Annotated in this window: 22 protein-coding genes; 19 read left to right on the top strand and 3 right to left on the bottom strand. The window is 47.8% G+C overall.

Annotated features, from left to right (window positions below; all coding sequences use genetic code 11):
- Nucleotides 1-36 precede the first annotated feature (36 nt).
- The 13 genes from frr to RGU75_RS21730 all read left to right on the top strand — a co-directional run bounded on the left by frr (nt 37) and on the right by RGU75_RS21730 (nt 13,268).
- Nucleotides 37-597 carry a ribosome recycling factor gene (gene frr / locus RGU75_RS21790; RefSeq protein WP_322239595.1) on the top strand — a complete coding sequence of 187 codons (561 nt, stop codon included), beginning with the start codon at nt 37-39 and terminating at the stop codon, nt 595-597.
- Nucleotides 598-825: 228 nt separating this feature from the next.
- On the top strand, nt 826-1,590 hold the full coding sequence (gene uppS / locus RGU75_RS21785; protein WP_322239593.1) for a polyprenyl diphosphate synthase: 765 nt from the start codon (nt 826-828) through the stop codon (nt 1,588-1,590).
- Entirely contained in the window at nt 1,590-2,423 is an 834-nt protein-coding gene (locus RGU75_RS21780; protein WP_322239591.1) for a phosphatidate cytidylyltransferase, read from the top strand. The genes uppS and RGU75_RS21780 overlap by 1 nt, the downstream gene beginning before the upstream one ends.
- Before the next feature lie 8 nt (nt 2,424-2,431).
- A complete protein-coding gene (ispC, locus tag RGU75_RS21775; RefSeq protein WP_322239589.1) occupies nt 2,432-3,601 on the top strand; it encodes a 1-deoxy-D-xylulose-5-phosphate reductoisomerase in 1,170 nt (389 codons plus the stop codon).
- Entirely contained in the window at nt 3,601-4,968 is a 1,368-nt protein-coding gene (rseP, locus tag RGU75_RS21770) for an RIP metalloprotease RseP (protein ID WP_322239587.1), read from the top strand. The genes ispC and rseP overlap by 1 nt, the downstream gene beginning before the upstream one ends.
- Before the next feature lie 106 nt (nt 4,969-5,074).
- Nucleotides 5,075-7,462 (top strand): outer membrane protein assembly factor BamA, encoded by a 2,388-nt coding sequence (bamA, locus tag RGU75_RS21765; protein ID WP_322239585.1) that lies wholly within the window; start codon nt 5,075-5,077, stop codon nt 7,460-7,462.
- 59 nt (nt 7,463-7,521) lie between these two features.
- Nucleotides 7,522-8,043: an OmpH family outer membrane protein gene (locus RGU75_RS21760; protein ID WP_416186840.1), complete on the top strand. Its 522-nt coding sequence runs from the start codon at nt 7,522-7,524 to the stop codon at nt 8,041-8,043.
- A gap of 23 nt (nt 8,044-8,066) precedes the next feature.
- Entirely contained in the window at nt 8,067-9,122 is a 1,056-nt protein-coding gene (gene lpxD / locus RGU75_RS21755; RefSeq protein ID WP_322239583.1) for a UDP-3-O-(3-hydroxymyristoyl)glucosamine N-acyltransferase, read from the top strand.
- Nucleotides 9,115-9,621, top strand: a complete 507-nt coding sequence (fabZ, locus tag RGU75_RS21750) for a 3-hydroxyacyl-ACP dehydratase FabZ (RefSeq protein WP_322239581.1) — start codon at nt 9,115-9,117, stop codon at nt 9,619-9,621. Before lpxD ends, fabZ begins: the two co-directional genes overlap by 8 nt.
- Before the next feature lie 5 nt (nt 9,622-9,626).
- Nucleotides 9,627-10,415 carry an acyl-ACP--UDP-N-acetylglucosamine O-acyltransferase gene (lpxA, locus tag RGU75_RS21745; protein WP_322239579.1) on the top strand — a complete coding sequence of 263 codons (789 nt, stop codon included), beginning with the start codon at nt 9,627-9,629 and terminating at the stop codon, nt 10,413-10,415.
- 1 nt (nt 10,416) lies between these two features.
- Nucleotides 10,417-11,574, top strand: coding sequence for a lipid-A-disaccharide synthase (lpxB, locus tag RGU75_RS21740; RefSeq protein WP_322239577.1), 1,158 nt, complete (start codon nt 10,417-10,419; stop codon nt 11,572-11,574).
- Between the two features lie 206 nt (nt 11,575-11,780).
- Nucleotides 11,781-12,407: a ribonuclease HII gene (gene rnhB / locus RGU75_RS21735; protein WP_322239574.1), complete on the top strand. Its 627-nt coding sequence runs from the start codon at nt 11,781-11,783 to the stop codon at nt 12,405-12,407.
- A 72-nt stretch (nt 12,408-12,479) separates the two neighbouring features.
- On the top strand, nt 12,480-13,268 hold the full coding sequence (locus tag RGU75_RS21730; protein ID WP_322239572.1) for an RNA methyltransferase: 789 nt from the start codon (nt 12,480-12,482) through the stop codon (nt 13,266-13,268).
- 103 nt (nt 13,269-13,371) lie between these two features.
- Here RGU75_RS21730 and RGU75_RS21725 read toward each other — a convergent pair whose 3' ends face one another.
- Nucleotides 13,372-14,217 (bottom strand): pyruvate, water dikinase regulatory protein, encoded by an 846-nt coding sequence (locus tag RGU75_RS21725; protein ID WP_322239570.1) that lies wholly within the window; start codon nt 14,215-14,217, stop codon nt 13,372-13,374.
- A gap of 303 nt (nt 14,218-14,520) precedes the next feature.
- On the opposite strand from RGU75_RS21725, the gene ppsA reads away from it, so the two are divergent.
- The 3 genes from ppsA to RGU75_RS21710 all read left to right on the top strand — a co-directional run bounded on the left by ppsA (nt 14,521) and on the right by RGU75_RS21710 (nt 18,485).
- A complete protein-coding gene (gene ppsA, locus RGU75_RS21720; protein WP_416186890.1) occupies nt 14,521-16,929 on the top strand; it encodes a phosphoenolpyruvate synthase in 2,409 nt (802 codons plus the stop codon).
- 144 nt (nt 16,930-17,073) lie between these two features.
- Complete coding sequence (locus RGU75_RS21715) at nt 17,074-17,541, top strand: NfeD family protein (RefSeq protein WP_322239566.1); 468 nt, start codon at nt 17,074-17,076, stop codon at nt 17,539-17,541.
- A 17-nt stretch (nt 17,542-17,558) separates the two neighbouring features.
- Nucleotides 17,559-18,485, top strand: coding sequence for an SPFH domain-containing protein (locus RGU75_RS21710; protein ID WP_322239564.1), 927 nt, complete (start codon nt 17,559-17,561; stop codon nt 18,483-18,485).
- A 134-nt stretch (nt 18,486-18,619) separates the two neighbouring features.
- Here RGU75_RS21710 and smpB read toward each other — a convergent pair whose 3' ends face one another.
- Nucleotides 18,620-19,069 (bottom strand): SsrA-binding protein SmpB, encoded by a 450-nt coding sequence (smpB, locus tag RGU75_RS21705; RefSeq protein ID WP_322239562.1) that lies wholly within the window; start codon nt 19,067-19,069, stop codon nt 18,620-18,622.
- A gap of 65 nt (nt 19,070-19,134) precedes the next feature.
- On the opposite strand from smpB, the gene RGU75_RS21700 reads away from it, so the two are divergent.
- Nucleotides 19,135-19,575, top strand: coding sequence for a type II toxin-antitoxin system RatA family toxin (locus RGU75_RS21700; RefSeq protein ID WP_322239560.1), 441 nt, complete (start codon nt 19,135-19,137; stop codon nt 19,573-19,575).
- A gap of 9 nt (nt 19,576-19,584) precedes the next feature.
- Entirely contained in the window at nt 19,585-19,962 is a 378-nt protein-coding gene (locus RGU75_RS21695) for an RnfH family protein (protein ID WP_322239558.1), read from the top strand.
- Nucleotides 19,963-20,218: 256 nt separating this feature from the next.
- Here the strand turns inward: RGU75_RS21695 and RGU75_RS21690 are convergent, their stop codons facing one another.
- Nucleotides 20,219-20,746, bottom strand: coding sequence for a DUF4124 domain-containing protein (locus RGU75_RS21690; protein ID WP_322239556.1), 528 nt, complete (start codon nt 20,744-20,746; stop codon nt 20,219-20,221).
- A 190-nt stretch (nt 20,747-20,936) separates the two neighbouring features.
- Here RGU75_RS21690 and guaB point away from each other — a divergent pair, with 190 nt between their 5' ends.
- Nucleotides 20,937-22,397, top strand: a complete 1,461-nt coding sequence (gene guaB / locus RGU75_RS21685; RefSeq protein WP_322239554.1) for an IMP dehydrogenase — start codon at nt 20,937-20,939, stop codon at nt 22,395-22,397.
- Nucleotides 22,398-22,732 lie beyond the last annotated feature (335 nt).

Here is a 22,732-nt window from a genome sequence, read left to right as displayed (position 1 = left end):
AGATTAAAGCCTAAGGCTTACGAATAGGAGAGCAGCATGAGCGTTGCTGACGTTAAAAAAAGTACCGATCTGAGAATGCAGAAGTCCCTTGAGACTTTGCGCGCAGATTTGGCCAAAGTACGTACCGGCCGTGCCCATACCGGCATATTGGACCATGTTCAAGTTGAGTATTACGGTAGCCCCACGGCTTTGAGCCAGGTCGCAAGTGTGACCTTAATTGATGCCCGTACCATCGGTGTACAGCCATTCGAAAAGAAGATGATTGCTGTCATCGAAAAAGCGATTCGGGAAGCTGATTTAGGCCTGAATCCATCGACGCAAGGAGAGATCATTCGTGTTCCGACTCCGGCATTGACGGAAGAACGTCGTAAAGAAATGGTCAAACTCGTCAAAAGCGAAGCAGAAGATGCGAAAATTGCTATACGTAATATTCGTCGAGACGCCAATGAAGGGCTAAAAAAACTCGTTAAAGATAAAGAGTGCTCCGATGATGACGAGCGACGCGCCCAAGATGAAATTCAGAAGCTGACAGACAAAGCGGTATCCGATGTAGACAAGCAGGTCGTAGATAAAGAAAAAGAAATTTTGACGGTGTAAAGTATTGCTGGATGTCCGATTCAGGATATTTTGTAAGCAGCCATCAATGGATTGACGAGCGGCACATGAACAGACGTTTACTAGAAGAAATTTTTCTGTAAGTGAAATTTTTTGTGCTGCTCCCGCATTCCGATCAAGTCTGCGTAGTAAGATTCTAAATCGGTACCGAGAATTTTACGGACGATTCGAAGCAGCAGGCTCTAAACAATCATTCTTATTTCATTTTTCATGACTTATTCAAGTTCGACGCTTTCAGTGCCGTCAAGTGCGGTAGTGCCTCGGCATATAGCTATCATTATGGATGGCAACGGCCGTTGGGCTACGCGCCGATTTTTGCCACGCTTTGCGGGGCACGGTAAAGGCGTCGAGGCGGTTCGTAATATTGTAGAGACATGTGCCAAGCTTGGTGTCGAGTTTGTCACTTTGTTTGCATTTAGTTCTGAGAACTGGCGACGTCCTGAAGAAGAGGTGTCATTATTAATGCGCCTTTTTGTTACCGCGCTCGAACGTGAAGTTGGAAAAATGCATAACAATGGAATTCGTCTGAAGGTGGTTGGTGATCTGAGTCGTTTTGACGCTAAGTTGCGGGATATGATTGCCAATGCTGAGCGTAAAACTGCGAACAATACCAATTTAACTGTCACCATTTGTGCAAATTATGGTGGTCGTTGGGACGTTATGCAGGCTGTAAAAAAGATGTTGGCCCAAGGTATCCCTGACAACGGGTTGTCGTTTACTGAAGATCAACTCGCTGAGCATCTGGCTATGGCTTATGCGCCGGAACCAGACCTATTTATTCGCACTGGCGGTGAGCAGCGGATTTCCAATTTTTTGCTATGGCAATTAGCGTATAGCGAACTCTATTTTACGGATACTTATTGGCCTGATTTTGACGCCGCTGAACTAGATAAGGCGATTGCCTCTTATCAGCAGCGTGAGCGTCGCTTTGGGCGTACCAGTGAGCAATTGGTAAAACATAAAAAGGCGTCTTGATGCTTAAAACGCGTGTAATTACAGCGTTGTTACTATTGGCAGTGTTATTGCCGATTCTTTATCTCAATTTTTTTCCTGCGTTTGCTATTGTCGCCGTACTTTTTTTTGCCGCTGCCATTTGGGAGTGCGCGCGGCTTTTTGGCGTCACTGGCCAGCGTGCGTTAGCTTGTGCCGCTGCTACAATGATCTTACTCATTTTGGTATTGGTAAAAGGCAATGGTGCCAATCTGGGTTCGCTATTTGCTCTTTGCGTAGCGCTTTGGTGTCTGCGTTTTACGCCTTCTTTGGGTTTAGGATTGCCGGCGCTCAACAGTGTTGGTAATCGCATCGTTGGATTCACCTACGCGATCTCGATTTTTGGTTGTTTTCTTGCTATCCTCGGACTTTTCCTGCATTCTCCAATTTACTTGCTTTCAGTGATGGCCATCGTGTGGGTTGCAGATATTGGCGCCTATTTTTGTGGCAAAGCGTTTGGAAGACGTAAGTTAGCACCGTCCATTTCGCCGGGTAAATCGTGGGAGGGGGCGATTGGAGGCTGGGTATTTGTGTTGGTGATCGCCAGCCTCATTTGCGTTTCTCCTGCAGCGATACCGTTAGCAGATACTTTTCCTGTGCAGCTATTCCTGGTGTGGGGTTGGCCTGGCTTATTTGGTGTCATGACAATATTGGTAATGGCGAGTGTAATAGGGGACTTATTTGAGTCATTATTAAAACGCCGTGCCGGCTTTAAGGATAGCAGTCAACTGTTACCGGGGCATGGCGGCGTTTTAGATCGAATTGATGCGTTGATTCCTGTGCTCCCGTTGGTAGCATTATTGGGTTACTGGTTTTAAGGTCACTCATGCAAAATATTACAATTCTCGGTTCAACCGGCTCAATAGGTGTATCCACGCTCGATGTGCTTGCGCGCCATCCTGAGCGGTATGCCGTTTACGCGTTGACCGCGCATAGCAGGATTGAGCAGCTGGCAGAGCAGTGCGAACAATTCAGGCCGCAGGTTGCTGTTGTGGGTACTGCGCAAGCGGCCTCTCAATTGTCACGGCTACTGCTTTCAAAAGGCTTAAAAACACAGGTTTCTTACGGTGAGCAAGCCTTGTGCGAAGTGGCGAGTTCACCGTCTTGCAACACGGTCATGGCTGCGATTGTTGGTGCCGCAGGATTGGCACCATCGCTGGCAGCAGCATATGCCGGAAAAAAAATCCTGTTGGCGAACAAAGAAGCGCTCGTCATGTCGGGCCAGTTGTTTATTGATGCCGTGCGCATCAGTGGCGCAACGCTTTTGCCGATTGACAGCGAGCATAATGCGATTTTTCAATGCCTGCCACACGGATATCAGCGTGATCCGAGCGCTGCGGGAATTGTCAAGATTCTGTTGACGGCATCTGGTGGTCCATTTCTCGGAAGAGCGGTCGAGACGCTCGAATTAGTCACGCCAGCAGAAGCAGTTGCCCATCCTAACTGGGTAATGGGGCGAAAAATTTCAGTCGATTCAGCGACCATGATGAACAAAGGCCTCGAAGTCATCGAGGCGCATTGGTTGTTTGGTACGCCAGCGAGTCAAATTGAGGTGGTGATCCATCCCCAAAGTGTTATTCATTCGATGGTGTCCTACGTGGACGGTTCTGTTTTAGCGCAATTAGGTAATCCTGATATGCGCACGCCGATTGCTTATGCTTTGGCTTACCCTGAGCGTATTTCCTCTGGCGTTGCTCCACTTGATCTGACTATAATCGGTCAATTGCAATTTACTAAGCCTGACCTGACTCGCTTCCCTTGTTTGAAACTCGCGTATGATGCGCTGTTGGCAGGGGGATCAGCGGCGACGGTATTAAACGCAGCGAACGAAGTCGCTGTCGAAGCGTTTCTTGATGGAAAAATCGGATTTCGCATGATAGATCAATTAATCGCCCGTACTATGGACAAGTTGCCGTTATGCACGGTAACCGATATTAACTCACTGCTTGAGCAGGATCATCTGGCTCGTCTTGCAGTTCGCTCATTAATCTCCTGATGGCCTTCATACAAACAATTTTAGCTTTTCTGGTGGCGTTGGGTTCATTAGTCATCATTCACGAACTCGGTCATTACTCGGTCGCACGTTTGTGCGGCGTGAAGGTTTTGCGTTTTTCTGTCGGGATGGGAAAAGTGATCTTCTCACGCCGCTTTGGGCCAGATCAGACCGAATGGGCGATCTCCCTGTTGCCATTAGGCGGCTATGTAAAAATGCTTGATGCGCGCGAGCAAGACATTAGCGCCATGTCTCCGGCAGATCTTAAGCGTGAGTTCACGCATCAGTCCGTATGGCGGCGTATAGCGATTGTTGCTGCTGGGCCGCTAGCGAATTTTGCGCTCGCTATTTTGTTATTCGCTGGTTTATACATCCATGGCATCCCAGAGCCGACACCTAAATTACGCGCCGTCCCAGAGCAATCTGTAGCCTATCAAGCTGGCTTACGTGGTGGTGAGTTGGTGACCGCGGTGGATGGTGAGCCTATTCAGATTTGGTCAGACCTTCGCTGGAAGCTGATGCAGGTTGCGCTTGAAAAAGGTAGTGTGAAGCTGGATGTTCAGCACCTGAATACTGGACCTTCAGGCGGAAATGTATTGGATACTGTCACTTTACCGTTAAACAGTATTAGCGCTAAGGAGCTAGAGGGTGATTTTTTAGGGAAGTTGGGGATTTCACTGGCACGACCAAAAGCGGTACTGGGCAAAGTCATGCCTGATGGGCCTGCTATGAAGGCTGGGTTACGTGAGGGTGATTTAATTACGAGTGTTAATGGTCTTGCGGTTGATGATGGCTTGGCATTAGTTGAAAAGGTACGTTCCTCACCAGATAAAAAGCTCACCATCGCAGGATTGCGTGAGGGTCAGGTTTTTCAACTCGAAGTGACGCCAGCCCGGCAAGAAAATAAAGGCGAGACATTCGGCCAGATTAAAGTAGAGGTACCATTAGCGCCAGAAATGATTGTTGCCAGTAGTACGCCGTTGGCAGCGCTGGTAAAAGGTGCCGAAAAAACCTGGGATAGCAGCGTTTTGACCTTAAAAATGCTGGGAAAAATGTTGGTTGGTCAGGTTTCCTGGAAAAATATTACTGGTCCGATTACTATAGCGGACTACGCAGGGCAAACTGCACGTATTGGCGCAATTAGTTATCTCAGCTTTATTGCTTTTATTAGTATCAGTTTAGGTGTCATGAATTTGCTCCCTATCCCGGTTTTAGATGGGGGCCTTTTGCTGTATTATTCGGTGGAAGTTTTGACCGGACGTCCCGTTCCTGAACGTTTTGGAGAAATTGCTCAACGTGCAGGTATTGGCATTTTGATGACGTTAATGGCAGTTGCTATGTTTAATGACATCGTTCGCCTTATATTTTAGTGTTGAGCCTCGCTACATGCTTCTCAAATAGTGAGGTTCATCTCAAGTTTTTTCTTCTTGTCCGACAATCGTGGTCGGCGAGGACATTGATAACAAACGATCGCTAATGAAATTACATTCCCAGCATTTCCCTTTGTCGATTCTTCCCCGTCGTTTGATCGCAATCGCGGCCTTCGCTCTCTGTTCAGGACAGGCGCTGGCTGTGCAGCCTTTTGTGATCAAGGATATTCGTGTCGAAGGTATCCAACGGACCGAGGCTGGTACCGTTTTCAATTACCTCCCGGTGCGTGTCGGTGAAACTTTCGACGACGAAAAGGCAACAGCTTCCATTAAAGCGCTGTATGCCACTGGTTTCTTCAAAGACGTCAGAGTGGAGTCGGATGGCAATGTACTAGTGATTATGGTCGAGGAGCGACCTGCAATTGCTGGCGTTGCATTCTCTGGAACCAAAGAATTTGATAAAGACCAGCTCACCAAAGCCCTGAAGCAGATCGGCGTCGGTGAGTCGCGTATTTACGTTAAGGCTTTAGTTGATCGCGCGGAGCAAGAGTTGAAGCGTCAGTATTTGTCGCGTGGTTTGTACGGTATGAAAGTCACAACGACGGTAACGCCAGTTGAGCGAAATCGCGTTAACATTAATTTTGCGGTTGATGAAGGAGACGTTTCTCGCATCAAGCAAATTAATTTTGTTGGAAATAAAGTCTTTTCTGACAATAAGTTACGAGAACAACTTAATTTGCGTTCGCCAGGTTGGTTTACCTGGTACACCAAGGCTGATCAATATTCCAAAGAAAAACTGGCTGGCGACATAGAGACCTTGCGTTCGTATTATTTGAACCGTGGTTATATCGAAATGCAGATTGATTCTAGCCAAGTATCAATTACACCAGACAAAAAAGATATTTACGTTACCTTAAATATTAATGAAGGCGATAAATTTACAGTATCTGATGTCAAGTTGGAAGGTGAGATGTTCGGTCGTGAAGACGAGCTTAAGTCATTAATACAACTGAAAAAAGGTGAGGTATTTTCCGGCCAGAAGTTAACCGACACTACGAAGAAAATTTCAGAGCGCCTTGGTAATTTCGGCTATGCATTTGCTAATGTGAATGCTAATCCGATATTAGATCGGAATAAAAAGGAAGTCGCGTTTACCATTATGGTCGACCCTGGTAAACGGGTTTACGTGCGCCACATAAATGTGGTTGGCAATACCAAGACCCGTGACGAAGTGGTGCGTCGTGAATTCCGTCAATTTGAAGATTCATGGTATGACGGTTCAAATATTAAATTATCGCGTGATCGGGTTGATCGCCTGGGTTATTTTAAAGATGTGAATATTGATACGCCAGAAGTCGCAGGGACCACGGATCAGGTTGATGTCAACATGACGGTGACCGAAAAGCCGACCGGTAACATTATGATTGGTGCAGGTTTTTCACAAGCCGACAAAGTCAGCTTAACCGGTTCTATTCAGCAACAGAATGCGTTTGGTAGTGGTAACACGGTAGGCTTGGAAGTCAACACTAGTCACACTAATCGGACTATTGCCGTATCGCAGACCAATCCGTACTTCACCGACGACGGCGTCAGTCGGACGTATGATTTGTACTTGCGCACAGTGAGTCCTTCCGTGTACACGCAGGGTGACTATAAAGTCCGTACTCTTGGTAGTGATGTCAAGTTCGGTGTTCCGTTTTCAGAACTTGACACGATTTTCTTCGGCATTGGTGTTGAAAATACCAAAGTATATGCGGATGGTCTGAGCCCGAGCCTTTATCAGCAATATGTGGCCGATTTCGGTAATGGCAGAATTGACCCTGCGACGGGCTTCCTTAGAAGTCCAAGTTCGGCAGCGACAACTAGTTTCCCTCTGACTGTAGCTTGGCAACGTGATAGTCGTGATAGCGCTCTGGTTCCGACAAAGGGCCGTTATCAGCGTGCTAATCTGGAAGTATCTGCTGTTGGTACTTTGCGTTACTACAGAGCAAGTTATCAGCATCAATACTTCCAACCGCTATTTGGTAATGCCGTGACATTGGCAATGAACGGCGAAGTTGATTACGGTGCAGGGCTATTTGGTCAGGCTTACCCAGTCTTCAAAAACTATTATGCTGGTGGTATTGGAACCGTACGCGGTTACGAAGCTTCAACACTCGGCTCGAAGGTCGATCAATATGGCGACTCACTTGGTGGCTCTAAGCGTATATTTGGTAACCTCGAGATGCAGTTTCCGTTCCCTGGTTCTGGCAATGATCGTACGTTACGTTGGTTTACGTTTCTGGACGGCGGTCAGGTATTTGCTGATAAGACGCCAATGTCTTTCAAAGACTTGCGGTACTCAACTGGCTTCGGCTTGAGCTGGGTCTCTCCGATTGGCCCATTGAAGTTGAGTTGGGGTATGCCTTTGAATGCTAAAACTCAAATTATAGATGGTGTAAGTGTTTCTGATAAAGTGCAACATTTCCAGTTTCAGTTAGGCACAGGATTCTAAGAAATGGCACTGTTGTACAAGAATGGCATAATGTTTAATTTGAATAGCGGAGAACGGCTTTGAAGTCTCTTACTACATCATTCGGATCGCTGAAATTGGCTGCGGTTTTGGCACTTTGTCTGACCTCGAGCGCGGCTGTTTATGCGCAGGAGGGTTCAAAAATCGCTTTTGTTAGTAACGAACGGATTTTCCGTGAGGCTGCACCTGCCAAGGCTGCAGACGCTAAAATTCAGGCTGAGTTTTCCAAGCGCGATAAAGATTTGCAGGATCTGGCTGCTCGCCTGAAGGGTATGTCTGACAAGTTAGATAAGGATTCTGCAACAATTCCGGAATCTGAGCGATTAAAGCGTCAACGCGAACTAGCTGATCTGGATAAAGACTTTCAACGTAAACAACGTGAGTTTCGAGAGGATCTGAACCAGCGTCGGAATGAGGAGTTGGCCATTGTGCTGGAGCGGACCAATAAGGTAATTAAGCAAATTGCAGATGCTGAAAATTACGATATCGTCTTTCAGGATGCTGTATACGCGAATAAACGTATTGACATTACCGATAAAGTGCTGAAAGCACTCAACAAGTAATCTAGTTTTTAAATGAGGCCACAATGAGCATTCGGCTGAAAGAACTGGTCGAACGCTTGGGCGGCCAGTTAATTGGCGATGCGGATATTGCGATATCCGGCATTGCGCCGTTAAGTGATGCAACGGCAACACAAATTACATTTCTCTCCAATCCCAAGTTTCGATCTCAAGCAATCCAAAGTCAGGCAGCGGCCATCGTTTTGTCTGTGGCGGATGATGCCTTCCTCAGTGTAAGCTTTCAGGGAACACGTATTGTTGTTACAAATCCCTATGCTTACTTTGCGCGCGTTGCGCAAATTTTTGTGGAACTAAATGCGCCATTGGTGAATGCCGGTATTCATCCTTCTGCCGTTATAGATCCATCTGCAAGCATAGCGGCGACCGCATGTATTGGTGCGAACGTTGTTATTGATGCAGAGGCGGTGATTGCTGATCATGCGTATATCGGCCCGGGCTGTGTGATTGGTCGTGCTGTAAAAATAGGGTCGATGACCCGATTACATGCACATGTCACGATTTATGCAGAATGTGAAATTGGTCAGCGCGGTATCATCCACTCGGGTGCGGTAATCGGCGCCGATGGATTCGGTTTTGCGAACGATGCAGGAACTTGGGTTAAAATTCCACAAACCGGTCGTGTGATGATCGGGGACGATGTTGAAATTGGCGCAAACACGACGATTGACCGCGGAGCCTTATCCGATACCGTTATTGAAGAAGGGGTTAAGCTGGACAACCAGATCCAGATTGCCCATAACTGCCATATCGGTGCGCACACTGCTATTGCTGCATGTGCAGGCATTGCCGGTAGCGCTAAGATTGGGAAATATTGCTCTATCGGTGGCGCGGCTATGATACATGGTCATATCACCATCGTTGATCATGTGCACGTTTCAGCCGGTACACTCGCCTTACGTTCTATTTTGGAGCCAGGTCAATACACGGGTTTCTATCCAATTGCAAAGCATGGCGATTGGGAAAAATCGGCAGCGCTGGTGCGCAATTTGAGCGCCACACGACAGAAAATCCGGGCCTTGGAAAATTCCATTAAACAGCTTACAGAAAAAGATAATGAATAGTCTTAATAACGGTCTCAATATTTGCCAGATTAAAGAATACTTACCGCATCGCTATCCGTTATTACTGGTGGATCGGGTATTGCGCTGGGAAAGTGGTAAATCGATTACTGCTATCAAAAATGTCACGATCAACGAAGAGTTCTTTAACGGTCACTTTCCGAACAAACCGGTTATGCCCGGTGTATTAACCATTGAGGCATTAGCGCAAACAGCCGCGTTATTATCTTTTTTGAGTGAAGGCCGCAAACCGGACGAAAATACTGTGGTCTATTTTCTAGGTATAGATAAGGCGCGCTTCCGTCGCCCTATCGAACCCGGGGATCAGATCAAACTAGAGGTTGAAATTCTGCGCGTGGTACGTGGAATCTGGAAATACAAAGCGATTGCCACTGTAGATGGAGAGCTTGCTGTGGAGGCAGAATTTATGTGCACCATGCGCCATGCCGTAACGCCTGAACATGCCGTCGCTCCTGTTGCTCCGGCTAATATTTCTGCGTGATTTCGATGAGTCGAATTCACTCTACCGCAGTTGTTGATTCCCGCGCTGTACTTGATAGTACGGTCGAAGTCGGTGCTTATTCGATCATTGGGCCGAATGTCACTATCGATGCCGGAACCAAGGTTGGGCCACATGTTGTGATTGAGGGGCATACCAGCATTGGTCGTGATAATACATTTTTTCAATTTGGCTCGATTGGTGCAGCGCCACAGGACAAAAAATACGCTGGCGAACCGACGCGCCTTGAGATTGGAAGCGGCAATACAATCCGCGAATTTGTAACGCTCAATTTGGGGACATCGCAGGATGTCGGTGTCACGCGGTTAGGTGATGACAATTGGGTAATGGCTTATGTTCACGTTGCACATGACTGTCAAATTGGCAGTCATACAGTCATAGCAAATAATGCGACATTGGCAGGACACGTGCACGTGGGCGACTGGGTTTTGCTTGGGGGATTCACCACAATACATCAATTTTGCCGTATCGGCCCTCACGCAATGACTGCATTTACTGCGGCAGTCAGCCAGGACGTCCCCCCGTTTGTAACAGCTGCCGGTAATCGGGCAGTTCCTGCGGGGATTAATAGCGAAGGCTTGCGACGACGTGGTTTTAGCAGCGAACAGGTCATGACGATTAAGCGTGCTTATCGATTGATTTATCGTTCAGGATTACCTTTAGAGGAAGCCAAAGCTGCGCTAGAGGCAGAAGAGTTAAAGTCTCCTGACTCAGCCGAGTATGTTCGCATGCTGCGCGAATTCATCAGCTCTTCTCAACGCGGCATTATTCGCTAACGTGCCGGACATATCACCTGTTTCGATTGCAATGGTGGCCGGAGAGACCTCGGGCGATCTGTTAGCGAGTTGTTTGTTATCTGGGTTGCGACCACAATTGCCGGAGGCTTTGATGTACGGCATCGGTGGTCCCAAGATGGCAGATTATGGATTCGTTAGTCATTGGGCGATGGATAAGCTAGCGGTAAACGGCTTATTTGAAGTACTCGCCCACTATCGAGAGCTAAAAGGAATTCAGGTCGCTTTGCGAGATCGCTTACTCATCGAAAAGCCAAATATTTTTATTGGGGTGGATGCTCCCGATTTTAATTTTGGACTAGAAACGCAACTCAATCACGCGGGTATTCCCACAGTCCATTTTATCGGTCCATCAATTTGGGCCTGGCGTGGCGGGCGGATCAAGAAAATTGCACGCTCCGGTTCGCATATGCTGGTGATATTTCCATTCGAAGAAAAAATTTATCGCCAGGCTGGAGTTCCTGCAACTTATGTGGGCCATCCGCTCGCGCAAGTCATTCCAATGGTGCCGGACGTCGCGGGGGCACGTGTCACGCTAGGATTGCCAGCCAATGCTACGGTCGTGGCAATTTTGCCGGGCAGCCGCATGTCGGAGCTTCGTTACAACACAGTCAGTTTTGTCGGTGCTGCCAAAATGCTGGCAGCGCGTGATAAAAATATATGTTTTATAGCGCCAATGGCCGGCCCGAAACAGCGCGCTTTGTTTATCGAGTTGATCAAAGAAGCTGGCTTGCAAGATGTTGAAATCCAATTGCTTGATGGTCAGTCACATGTTGCAATGGAAGCAGCGAATGCTGTTCTGGTGGCATCCGGTACGGCATCGCTCGAAGTCGCGCTGTACAAAAAACCGATGGTGATTGCTTACAAGATGATGCGTGCCACTTGGGAAATATTGCGCCACATGAGCTATCAGCCATGGATCGGACTACCAAATATTTTGGCCCGGGAATTTCTGGTGCCAGAGTTATTGCAGCATGCGGCAACGCCGCAAAAGCTTGCTGACGCGTTGTGGAGCCAATTGCAAGACGTAGCGCTTCAAGAGATGTTGCGTGAGCGTTTTACTGAGATGCACATCGCGCTGTTACGCGACACCGCGAACGAGAGTGCACAAGCAGTATTGAAAATCATTGATCAGTATTAATTATGTCTTCTTATTATTATACCCGATGTATTGAGCTGCTTAAATGACCAGGCGTTGCGAGTTATGCTGCGCTCTGCCAGAGTTGAAGACCGTGACTGGTAAAGTTAAAGTGCTGGCGTGTCTTTGATTTCTAAGCCGCCTTGTCTGCCGATATCGTATCGACATTGCACTATTATGAATTTTTTTATAGATAGTTGGACACTAATTTGAAAATTTCTGACATTGATCTGCCGCTATTTGATTATGACTACCCAGACGAGATTGTTTGTGGCGTTGACGAGGCAGGGCGTGGACCGCTCGCGGGGCCGGTTTTTGCTGCAGCCGTCATACTTGATCCATCCCGTCCTATTATCGGCCTGCGTGATTCCAAAAAGTTGACAGCAGAGCGACGCGAACTATTGGCGGTGCAAATTAAAGAGTGTGCGTTAGCTTGGTCGATTGCGGAATGCTGCGAGGAAGAGATCGATACCCTAAATATTCTGCAGGCAAGTATGCTGGCGATGAAGCGTGCTGTCGAAGGGTTGTCGATGCCACCGACGCTCGCGCTGATCGACGGCAATCGTTGTCCGGTTATGAGCATTCGTGCCGAGGCGATTGTGAAGGGGGATGACAAGGTTCAAGCGATTTCGGCTGCATCGATACTCGCTAAAACTGCGCGTGATGCGGCGTTGCACATTTTGCACGCGCAATATCCGCTCTATGCCTTCGATCAGCACAAAGGCTACCCGACCGCATTACATCTGGAGCGGCTGCGTGTACACGGTGTATCGCCAGTCCATCGTAAATCGTATGCTCCGGTTCGCGCAATGTTGTTGCTTGAACGTGCAGTTTAAGTTCGCGTACCTTAATCGTCTTAAAATGTCCGATGTGCCACAAGTTAGCTGCAATCCTCACCTTTCGCCAATATGAAACTGATTACCTCCCCCTATAATTCTCTGTATAAAGAATTGAAACTGCTGGCTACCCGCTCACAAACGCGGCGCAAGTTGGGTAAGTCTTTGCTGGATGGCGTCCACTTAACCGAGTCATATCTACAACATTACGGCTTCCCATCGTTATGCGTTGCTAGCGAAAGCGCATTGTTGCACCCGGAAGCGGCAGCTTTGATTGCTCGTTGTGAGTCAGGAGGCGTTCAGTGTGTTGCCTTTTCTGACGCGCAGTTTACTATTCTGAGCCAGGTGGAGCATGGAGTAGGGCTATTATTTGTCGTCGATACACCGCAATTTTTTGTGCCGGACGCCATCACCCAATCTGCGGTGTTGCTCGATAATCTGCAAGACCCTGGTAATCTCGGTTCTATTTTGCGTAGCGCCGCCGCCGCTGGCATCAAACAGGTTTATTGTTCGTCTGGCACTGTCTATGCTTGGTCGCCAAAGGTACTACGTGCTGGTATGGGGGCCCATTTTTTGCTTGAGATTTTTGAGAATGTCGATTTGTTAGCGATTGTCACGCATGCACAAATACCGGTTTTGGCAACCAGTTCCTATGCCCAAAAGAGTCTGTTTCAGGCAGACCTGAAAACGCCTGTGGCATGGCTGTTCGGTCATGAAGGGCAGGGCGTTGCTGAGGATTTATTGGCAGAAGCCAGCGAGCGGGTTGTTATTCCCCATTTGGGACAAATGGAGTCACTCAATGTCGCCGCCGCTGCCGCTATTTGTTTTTTTGAGCAAGTGCGCCAATCACAGCCTAATTAATGGTTGCCAGCCATGTCATCAAGCTACGTTGATTCGAATAAAGCATTACCTCGTTATAGCGGGATAATACCGGTAAGCAGATTGGTTGGCTGATCGACTCATACTATCCATCATTTTCTGTTTTCATCTCCTGCAGGATGGTCGCGGCGATCTCCTCAATTGACTTGGTGGTTGATGACATCCACCTTATTCCCTCACGTTGCATCATGGCTTGCGCCTCATTGATTTCATAGCGGCAGTTAGCAAGCGCGGCATACTTACTACCTGGAAGTCGTTCATTACGTATTTCGGACAGTCGCTCCGGCAAAATAGTCAGACCGAAGATTTTTTGTTTAAATGGCATTAGGCCACTTGGCAATTTTTCGCGGACGAAATCCTCGGGAATCAACGGATAATTTGCCGCCTTAATGCCATATTGCATCGCCAGATACAAGCTAGTTGGTGTTTTGCCTGAGCGTGACACACCAACCAGAATAACGTCAGCATCGGCCAGATTTTTGTTCGACTGCCCATCGTCATGCGCCAGCGAAAAATTAATTGCTTCGATTCGATTCTTATATTCCTCGGAATTTGCAGTGTTATGGCTGCGACCGACGGTATGAGTTGATTTAATTCCTAACTCTTTTTCCAGTGGCTCGACAAAAGTTTGAATCAAATCCATATGCATAGCCTTGGCTTGCTGTATGACTTTTGACAAATCTGTTTTTACCAATGTAGAAAAAACAATTGGTAATTTGCCATCTGTAGCGAATGCTTCGTTGACTCTGCGCGTCGCCTCGTAAGCCTTATCGAGCGTATCGATAAACGGCAGCCGCACCTGCTTAAAGCGCAGTTCAAACTGTGTCAGGACCGAATGCCCGAACGTTTCGGCGGTAATGCCGGTGCCGTCGGAAACAAAAAAGACAGTGCGGTTTGCGGCTGGCAGTGGAAGCGTTGGAGCGTCTGACATAGTGTATATGAGAAAAAAACCGGTTAAAAAGAGGGAAATCTAACTAAATCCTAATACTGTTCGCAGTGATAGAGTACACGATACAAGACCTTGGCATAAAGAGCCTTGATGATCAAATTGCTCACAATGGGCACATTCTGTTACTAGTCTAGTTCTCACTTTAGTTGCGAATTGACATAAAATGGCGACCAACAGATAAATTAGCGCGACCTGCCAGAGCATAACAAAAGAGAATGGTTACGCGCATGCACTTAAAGATTTCTTATCATCAAACTAGAGGTTGTTATGTCAAATGCAATACAGATGGGCGCTGCCCAGGGAGCGGCTTACGTTGTTCCCTTTGAAAATCTGCGAATGACGGATGTTGATACCGTCGGCGGAAAAAATTCATCGCTGGGTGAAATGATTAGCCAGCTTGCAACCGCTGGAGTGCGGGTTCCGGGTGGCTTTGCTACTACGGCGCAGGCTTTCCGAGACTTTCTGTCTTACAGTGCCAACGGCGGATTGTCATTGGCGCAACGCATTGCCGATCGTCTTGAAACATTAGATGTGGAAGATGTACGGGCGCTAGGGCAAGCCGGTGCTGAAATTCGTGAATGGATCGTTGCTACGCCATTTCAACCGCAGCTTGAAAAAGATATTCAAGAATCTTACCAGCGCCTGGTTGCTGATTCGTCCAGCGAGATGTCTTTTGCCGTGCGTTCTTCAGCGACAGCTGAAGATTTGCCAGATGCATCGTTTGCGGGCCAGCAGGAAACTTTCCTCAACGTGGTCGGTATCGAAAATATTCTCGAAGCGATGAAGCATGTATTCGCGTCGTTGTATAACGATCGTGCGATCTCATATCGTGTCCATAAAGGTTTCACTCATGCTGAAGTTGCCCTTTCAGCGGGCGTGCAGCGCATGGTGCGTTCGGACTTGGGAGCAGCTGGTGTGATGTTCACGCTCGATACCGAATCTGGCTTTAAAGACGTCGTGTTCATCACGTCGAGCTATGGTTTGGGCGAAACAGTGGTTCAGGGCGCGGTTAATCCCGACGAGTTTTACGTCCATAAGCCAATGCTGGAAAAAGGCAAATTGCCGATTATTCGTCGCAATATCGGCTCGAAGCTGATAAAGATGGAATTCACTGGCGAAGCAAAAGCTGGCCGTTCGGTCCGCACCGTTGACGTACCAATTGAAATGCGCAATCGTTACTCGCTCGATGATGCTGAAATCGTTGAGTTGGCAAAGTACGCCACCATTATCGAAAAGCACTACGAGCGTCCGATGGATATCGAATGGGGCAAAGATGGTCGCGATGGCAAAATTTATATTTTGCAGGCACGTCCAGAAACCGTGAAGTCGCAAGAAAAACCAACTGATGCACAGCAACGTTTTAAGCTCAAAGGTAGCAGTAACGTGTTGGCAACCGGTCGTGCTATCGGACAAAAAATCGGCGCTGGCCCAGTTCGCGTGATTCACGATGCTGCGGATATGGAGCGTGTGCAACCGGGTGATGTATTGGTTGCCGACATGACCGACCCTAACTGGGAGCCGGTCATGAAGCGCGCTGCTGCGATTGTTACCAACCGTGGTGGTCGTACCTGTCATGCGGCGATTATTGCGCGTGAGCTGGGTGTTCCGGCTGTCGTTGGCTGCGGCGATGCAACCGATGTTCTGGTCGATGGTACTTTTGTCACGGTGTCTTGTGCTGAAGGTGATGAAGGCAAGATCTATGACGGCCTGCTGGAAACAGAAGTGACTGAAGTGGCACGCGGTGAATTGCCGAAGCTGCCATTGAAAATCATGATGAACGTCGGTAACCCACAGTTGGCTTTTGACTTTCAGTCGATTCCAAATAGCGGTGTTGGCCTGGCGCGTCTTGAGTTCATCATCAATAACAATATTGGTGTGCATCCACGGGCGATTCTGGAGTACCCGAATATCGACGCAGATTTGAAGAAAGCCGTTGAATCGGTAGCGCGTGGTCATGCGTCACCTAAAGCGTTTTATGTTGATAAGTTGGCTGAAGGGATTGCGACTATCGCCGCAGCATTCTGGCCTAAGACCGTGATCGTGCGTTTGTCAGACTTCAAATCGAACGAGTACAAAAAACTCATCGGCGGTTCACGCTACGAGCCAGATGAAGAAAACCCGATGTTGGGATTCCGTGGAGCTGCACGTTATTTGTCTAAAGATTTTGCTGAAGCATTTGAAATGGAATGCCAGGCGATGAAGCGTGTGCGCGAAGACATGGGCTTGACTAACGTTGAAATCATGGTGCCGTTCGTGCGTACAGTTGGCCAAGCCGAAAAGGTCATTGGCTTACTGGGTAAAAATGGCCTCGTACGTGGAGAGAACGGTTTGCGCGTCATCATGATGTGTGAAGTGCCTTCTAACGCTATTTTGGCTGAAGAGTTTCTTGAGCATTTCGACGGTTTCTCCATCGGTTCCAACGATCTGACTCAATTAACCCTAGGTCTTGATCGTGATTCTGGCATGGAGTTATTAGCAGCTGACTTTGACGAACGTGATCCTGCCATCAAAGTGTTGTTGAGCAAGGTCATCGCGACCTGTCTGGCAAAAGGGAAGTACGTCGGTATTTGTGGTCAAGGTCCATCTGATCATCCAGACTTTGCCGAGTGGTTGATGAAGCAAGGTATCGAGTCAATTTCGCTTAATCCCGATACTGTCATTGATACATGGAAGAATCTCGCTGCAGCGCAATAACATTGCCATCTGTAGGTTGATTTGACCTCGAAGCAGGTTTTAAAGCTGCTTCAATTAAGTTTTTTTCCATAAAGATGCGAGCAAAATGCTCGCATTTTTTTTTGTGCGTTAAACTAATAACAAATAATTGCAAGGGAGTAATTTATGATGCCTTGGATAGGATGGCTTTTATTAGGCGGCGCTCTCGTGTTGGCTGAACTGTTTACCGGAACCTTTTATTTGTTGATGATCGCCATCGGTATGGTTGCTGGTGCGCTAGTGGCTTGGCTTGGTGCCGATTTGGAGTGGCAATTCGTGATTGCTGCCATTGTGTCGGTTGCGGGGACAATTGTGGTGCGGCGTAGTCAATTTGGTAAGCGTGAAAAGATCGACTCTGCCAAGGATCGCAATGTCAATTTAGACATCGGGCAGACCATCAATGTCGCGCATTGGATGAAAGAAAACGTTGGCGGCGATGCAGCCGATGTTGGATTGTATACAGCACGGGTTAAGTACCGTGGTGCGTTGTGGGATGTTGAATTGGCCCAAGGAGAAGTGGCGCATTCCGGGCAATTCTTTATTCAGGAAATACGTGGCAGTCGCTTAATTGTGGCCGGTCATTCAAATAAATAATAGAGGAAGGATTTACTATGTTCCAGGGCGTAACGTTAATTATATTTTTTATCGCTATCGTGTTTGTCATGAAAACGGTCAAAGTCGTGCCGCAACAGCATGCTTGGGTTGTGGAGCGTTTAGGGAAGTACCACGCAACGCTTGGACCAGGACTGAGCATCGTTTTGCCCTTTATCGACCGCGTTGCATACAAGCATATTCTAAAAGAAATCCCACTCGATGTTCCGCCGCAAGTGTGTATCACGCGTGATAACACGCAGTTGCAAGTTGACGGTGTTCTTTACTTTCAGATTACCGATCCGATGCGCGCATCTTATGGCTCATCAAACTATCTTGCTGCGATTACACAATTAGCGCAAACGACTTTACGCTCGGTAATTGGTAAGATGGAACTCGATAAAACGTTTGAAGAGCGTGATCACATTAACACCACGATCGTGAACGCGATTGATGAGTCGGCCGCTAACTGGGGCGTAAAAGTTTTACGTTACGAGATCAAGGATTTGACACCACCAAAAGAAATTTTGCACGCGATGCAGGCCCAAATTACTGCCGAGCGTGAGAAGCGTGCATTGATTGCTGCCTCTGAAGGACGCAAGCAAGAGCAAATTAATATTGCCACTGGTGAGCGTGAAGCATCGATCGCCAAGTCAGAAGGTGAAAAGCAGGCATCAATCAATCGCGCTGAAGGTCAGGCTGCTGCAATTCTTTCAATCGCTCAGGCCAGTGCCGAAGCTATTCGTAAAACAGCAGCAGCATTGCAAGAACCCGGTGGTACGGACGCTGCCAATCTAAAGGTAGCCGAACAATACGTCGCAGCATTTAGCCAACTTGCAAAAACCAACAACTCTATTATCATCCCATCAAATTTGGGCGATATCAGTGGCTTGATAAGCACAGCGATGCAAGTGGTTAAATCCCAGGGTGGCGTGAGAAAGCCTTAACGCAAAACCTTTAATACAAAAATTTTAAGTCTCTACGCAGAAGAAAATAAAATAGCGCCAGCAAAACGTTTTGATGGCGCTGTTGACATTTAAAGCCCCGATGCTAAACAGACTTTCTTTATGGAAGAAAACTCTTAACGTCGGTGTTGCTTCATCGCACTTTGCACTTCGCGCTCGCCGTCACGTTGTCTTTCCGTATCGCGTTTGTCATGTTGCTTTTTACCTTTGCCGATTCCAATTTCACATTTAATGAGGCCGCCTTTGTAATGTAAATTCAGCGGTATCATTGTAAAACCTGAACGCTCTACCTTGATGATCAGTCTTTTGATCTCTTCGGCATGCAAAAGCAATTTTCGGGTACGTACTGCCTCTGGATGGACGTGCGTAGAGGCGCTCAGCAAGGCGCTGATATGCGCGCCAAACAAATGAATTTCACCGTCACGGATAATCACGTAGGCTTCTTTTAGCTGAGCGCGTCCTGCCCGGATAGCTTTTACTTCCCAGCCATGAAGAACCATGCCGGCTTCGAAACGCTCTTCAATGAAGTAATCATGAAAAGCTTTTTTGTTGTCAATAATACTCATGTAGTCAAAGATGGTGCAGGTCGGTTAAAATTTCAAGTTGTGATTCTATCAAATGGTTGAAGCTAATGGCAGTTGTACACAAAACGGTATTATTGGGATACAGCGCTGAACAAATGTTCGCCCTTGTCGAGCGCGTGGAAGATTATCCGCTATTCTTGCCATGGTGCGGCGGTGTTAAGGTGCTCGAGCGGGACGATAACAAATTAATCGCGACCCTCAACATACACTATCACGGCATCAAGCAGTCGTTTACTACTGAAAATATCAATAATGCCCCGGTCTCAATGCAAATGCGGCTAGTGGAAGGGCCTTTCAAGCATCTGGAAGGCACATGGACGTTTAAATCGTTACGAGCAGATGCATGCAAGATTGAGTACGATATGCACTATGAATTTTCAAATAAAATTTTGGACAAATTAATCGGTCCAGTGTTCAGTATGATCGCCAATAGTTTTGTAGACTCGTTTTGCAAACGTGCTGAAACTGTTTACGGCGACAATCCGTGAGATGCGGATATGACGACTAATACGTATCAGGTCACGGCCCCTGACACTAAAATCATTGATGCGTCTGCAAACTCGGAGAAGGCAGATTCCAGCGTAGCGTTGATCCGCATTCAGGTTTGCTATGGCACGCCAACCAGTCAGCCAATCCGCACTTTGAGTGTGCCGCAAGGCACCTTGCTACAAGATGCGATTATCTTGAGCGGGTTGCTAGATGAATGTCCTGAAATTGACCTAGACCTTTGTCGCGTCGGTATTTTCGGCAAGCTCAAAACGCTCGATACCGTTGTACGGGAACTGGATAGAATTGAAATTTATCGCGCTCTGATTGCAGATCCTAAGGAATCGAGACGGAAACGGGCAGACAAAAAATCCCATGAGAAATCGTAAAACGGGTTAACGGGAGAAAATTGCTTTCAAGTACCGTCGCTAGCCAGCGACCACGTTTCAGAGTTTTATTCCATAAGCCAAGGCTTCGCAAGGCAGTCGGTGCCGGTTCCGGCGCCCGAAATCGCTCGGCACCCCAATGGATTGTTTTTTGTTTTTCAGCATAAATACATTACAGTTATGCTTACAGCGCCGACAATTTTCAACTATACGATCACGTTGCAACCAAGTCTCCTAGACTCACGGCATAAGTGTAGATCTATTTGCACTCGTCCAAAACTTGCCTGTTGTCACGCGACGCCTGGTTACGTTGACTATCGTCAAAAAAAGCACGCTGTCCATTTTTGTCCACTTGAGCGATGCGTTGGCCAGAGTCGAGGTTCCGCTGAAAAGCCCGGGCGCTTTCGCAACTTTTGGCTTTATTTGCTGCGATTTTGGCATTATCAGCGGCTTTCTTGTCTTTTTCAGCCTGATCGCTCTGACGTTTGTTAAAAGCAGCGTTTTGCTCCGCCAGCGTAGGCGGAACTTTTTCCATGCTTTGAGTGCCATTTTGCGTGTCGCTCCTTTCGGCTTTATTTGGGCTGATATCGGCGGAGGGAATGGAAAAATTTCCCGGCATCTTCAGTATGCGTTTGGCCGGTACGGAAGTAGGTGGCGGCATATCCGAATATTGTTTCGAACCTTTATCATCGAGCCACACATATTGTGCTAAAGCTGCGCTACCAATGCCCAACAGGCAAAACGTGGCGGTAGTGATAAAAAAGTGTTTTATACGAAGTTGGATCATTTTTATCCAAAACCTTACAAGAGTCGGCGATCAAGTCAGAGTCTGATTTCGCCATGCTTTGATTGCCATGTCAATCAGCGAGTGAAACAGAGGAGCACAGAGAAGCGAATAGTTACGCTAAAAAGCGTTACATAGGCGACGAGTTGTCAAGATTTCTGTATAATTCGGTTTTGCGCCTATAGGAAAAGCTATGCGTCTTGTTCAAAATGCACTCACATTCGATGACGTGCTGTTGGTTCCGGCTTATTCGGACGTACTCCCTAAAGATACTACACTCAAGACACGTTTGACGCGTAACATTGTGTTGAACATACCGCTATTGTCAGCAGCAATGGACACGGTTACCGAGGCTCGCCTCGCAATCGCCATGGCCCAAGAAGGTGGCATTGGTATCATCCATAAAAATTTGACGGCACTGGAGCAAGCGCGAGAAGTCGCCAAGGTCAAACGTTTTGAGTCCGGTGTGGTACGTGATCCAATCACCATTCCACCAACCATGCTTATTCGTGACGTTATTGCGCTATCTGAACAGCATGGTATCAGCGGTTTTCCAGTAGTCGAAGGCAAAAGTCTGGTTGGTGTCATTACCAACCGCGATTTGCGCTTTGAAGAAGAACTGGACGCGCAAGTCCGCGCCAAGATGACACCTCGGGATCGATTGGTGTACGTCAAGGACGGTGCTGATCTAAGCGAAGCCAAGCGACTGATGAACAAGCATCGCCTTGAGCGCGTGATGGTCGTCAACGACGCGTTTGAGTTGCGGGGCTTGATTACCGTTAAAGACATCCAAAAATCAACAACTCATCCGCTGGCATCGAAAGATGATCAGGGCAAGTTGCGCGTGGGTGCGGCGGTCGGTGTTGGTGTTGATAATGAAGAGCGCATAGCCCTGTTGGTCAAAGCAGGCGTTGACGTTATCGTTGTCGATACTGCGCACGGTCACTCAAAAGGTGTTTTGGATCGCGTGAGATGGGTCAAACAAAATTTTCCCGGTGTAGATGTCATTGGCGGCAATATCGCCACTGCCGCCGCAGCATTGGCGTTGGTTGAGCATGGTGCAGATGGCGTTAAAGTCGGTATTGGCCCAGGTTCAATTTGCACCACCCGTATCGTAGCTGGCGTCGGCGTACCGCAAATTTCGGCGATTGCAAATGTCGCTGCAGCTCTCAAGGGAACCGGCGTGCCTGTGATTGCGGACGGTGGCGTGCGTTTCTCTGGCGATATTGCCAAAGCACTCGCAGCCGGTGCCTCGACGGTGATGATGGGCAGCATGTTTGCCGGGACCGAAGAAGCGCCTGGCGAAGTTATTCTGTTTCAGGGGCGCAGCTACAAATCATATCGTGGCATGGGTAGTTTGGGCGCGATGTCGGATGGATCTGCTGATCGCTATTTTCAGGATTCGGCAAGCAAGGCCGATAAGTTTGTCCCTGAAGGGATTGAAGGACGCGTACCTTACAAAGGCAGCGTCTTGACCATCCTGTATCAGATGATAGGCGGTGTCCGTTCATCCATGGGTTATTGTGGCTGCGCGACAATTGAAGATTTGCAAAGCAAGGCTGAATTCGTGCAAATCACATCGGCTGGCATGCGTGAGTCGCATGTGCATGATGTGCAGATCACCAAGGAAGCGCCGAACTATCGGACTGAGTGACCGATATTCTGGTGAACGGTTTTACCACCGATCCCCAGCTTGGCCTGTGAACGTCGCGCCACGTGTGGTTTTACCATACGTGGCGCTTGTGGTTTCGGCTTAAGTGCACGTAACTTGTTGTCATAAAGGTCGACGTAGTTGCGGTTTTAACTTGATTTTGTTTGTAGTCGGATGAAAGCTAGCGCTCTCTGCATTGCATGCGCATATTATCGTACCAGATTGGAATTTACCTTTTATCAGGACTTACGCAAAACCATCCCAACAAAGCGTGTTGACCAAGACGGCACGCTAGGCGTCCAGAAAGGCGCACTGCCACTGGGGCGATTTTGCGTAAG

The organism is Glaciimonas sp. CA11.2 (assembly GCF_034314045.1).
Classification (GTDB): domain Bacteria; phylum Pseudomonadota; class Gammaproteobacteria; order Burkholderiales; family Burkholderiaceae_D; genus Glaciimonas.
Note: the sequence above shows the minus strand (reverse complement) of the source record. Positions and strands in the feature narration are given on the sequence as shown.

Coding starts and splice junctions, on each gene's coding strand:
- RGU75_RS21690 (WP_322239556.1), bottom strand. CDS start 20,746: ATGATCCAACTTCGTATAAAACACTTTTTTATCACTACCGCCACGTTT.
- lpxD (WP_322239583.1), top strand. CDS start 8,067: ATGAGCATTCGGCTGAAAGAACTGGTCGAACGCTTGGGCGGCCAGTTA.
- RGU75_RS21695 (WP_322239558.1), top strand. CDS start 19,585: ATGACGACTAATACGTATCAGGTCACGGCCCCTGACACTAAAATCATT.
- uppS (WP_322239593.1), top strand. CDS start 826: ATGACTTATTCAAGTTCGACGCTTTCAGTGCCGTCAAGTGCGGTAGTG.
- RGU75_RS21715 (WP_322239566.1), top strand. CDS start 17,074: ATGATGCCTTGGATAGGATGGCTTTTATTAGGCGGCGCTCTCGTGTTG.
- guaB (WP_322239554.1), top strand. CDS start 20,937: ATGCGTCTTGTTCAAAATGCACTCACATTCGATGACGTGCTGTTGGTT.
- frr (WP_322239595.1), top strand. CDS start 37: ATGAGCGTTGCTGACGTTAAAAAAAGTACCGATCTGAGAATGCAGAAG.
- bamA (WP_322239585.1), top strand. CDS start 5,075: ATGAAATTACATTCCCAGCATTTCCCTTTGTCGATTCTTCCCCGTCGT.
- rseP (WP_322239587.1), top strand. CDS start 3,601: ATGGCCTTCATACAAACAATTTTAGCTTTTCTGGTGGCGTTGGGTTCA.
- smpB (WP_322239562.1), bottom strand. CDS start 19,069: ATGAGTATTATTGACAACAAAAAAGCTTTTCATGATTACTTCATTGAA.
- RGU75_RS21780 (WP_322239591.1), top strand. CDS start 1,590: ATGCTTAAAACGCGTGTAATTACAGCGTTGTTACTATTGGCAGTGTTA.
- RGU75_RS21710 (WP_322239564.1), top strand. CDS start 17,559: ATGTTCCAGGGCGTAACGTTAATTATATTTTTTATCGCTATCGTGTTT.
- ppsA (WP_416186890.1), top strand. CDS start 14,521: ATGGGCGCTGCCCAGGGAGCGGCTTACGTTGTTCCCTTTGAAAATCTG.
- fabZ (WP_322239581.1), top strand. CDS start 9,115: ATGAATAGTCTTAATAACGGTCTCAATATTTGCCAGATTAAAGAATAC.
- RGU75_RS21700 (WP_322239560.1), top strand. CDS start 19,135: ATGGCAGTTGTACACAAAACGGTATTATTGGGATACAGCGCTGAACAA.
- RGU75_RS21725 (WP_322239570.1), bottom strand. CDS start 14,217: ATGTCAGACGCTCCAACGCTTCCACTGCCAGCCGCAAACCGCACTGTC.
- ispC (WP_322239589.1), top strand. CDS start 2,432: ATGCAAAATATTACAATTCTCGGTTCAACCGGCTCAATAGGTGTATCC.
- RGU75_RS21730 (WP_322239572.1), top strand. CDS start 12,480: ATGAAACTGATTACCTCCCCCTATAATTCTCTGTATAAAGAATTGAAA.
- lpxA (WP_322239579.1), top strand. CDS start 9,627: ATGAGTCGAATTCACTCTACCGCAGTTGTTGATTCCCGCGCTGTACTT.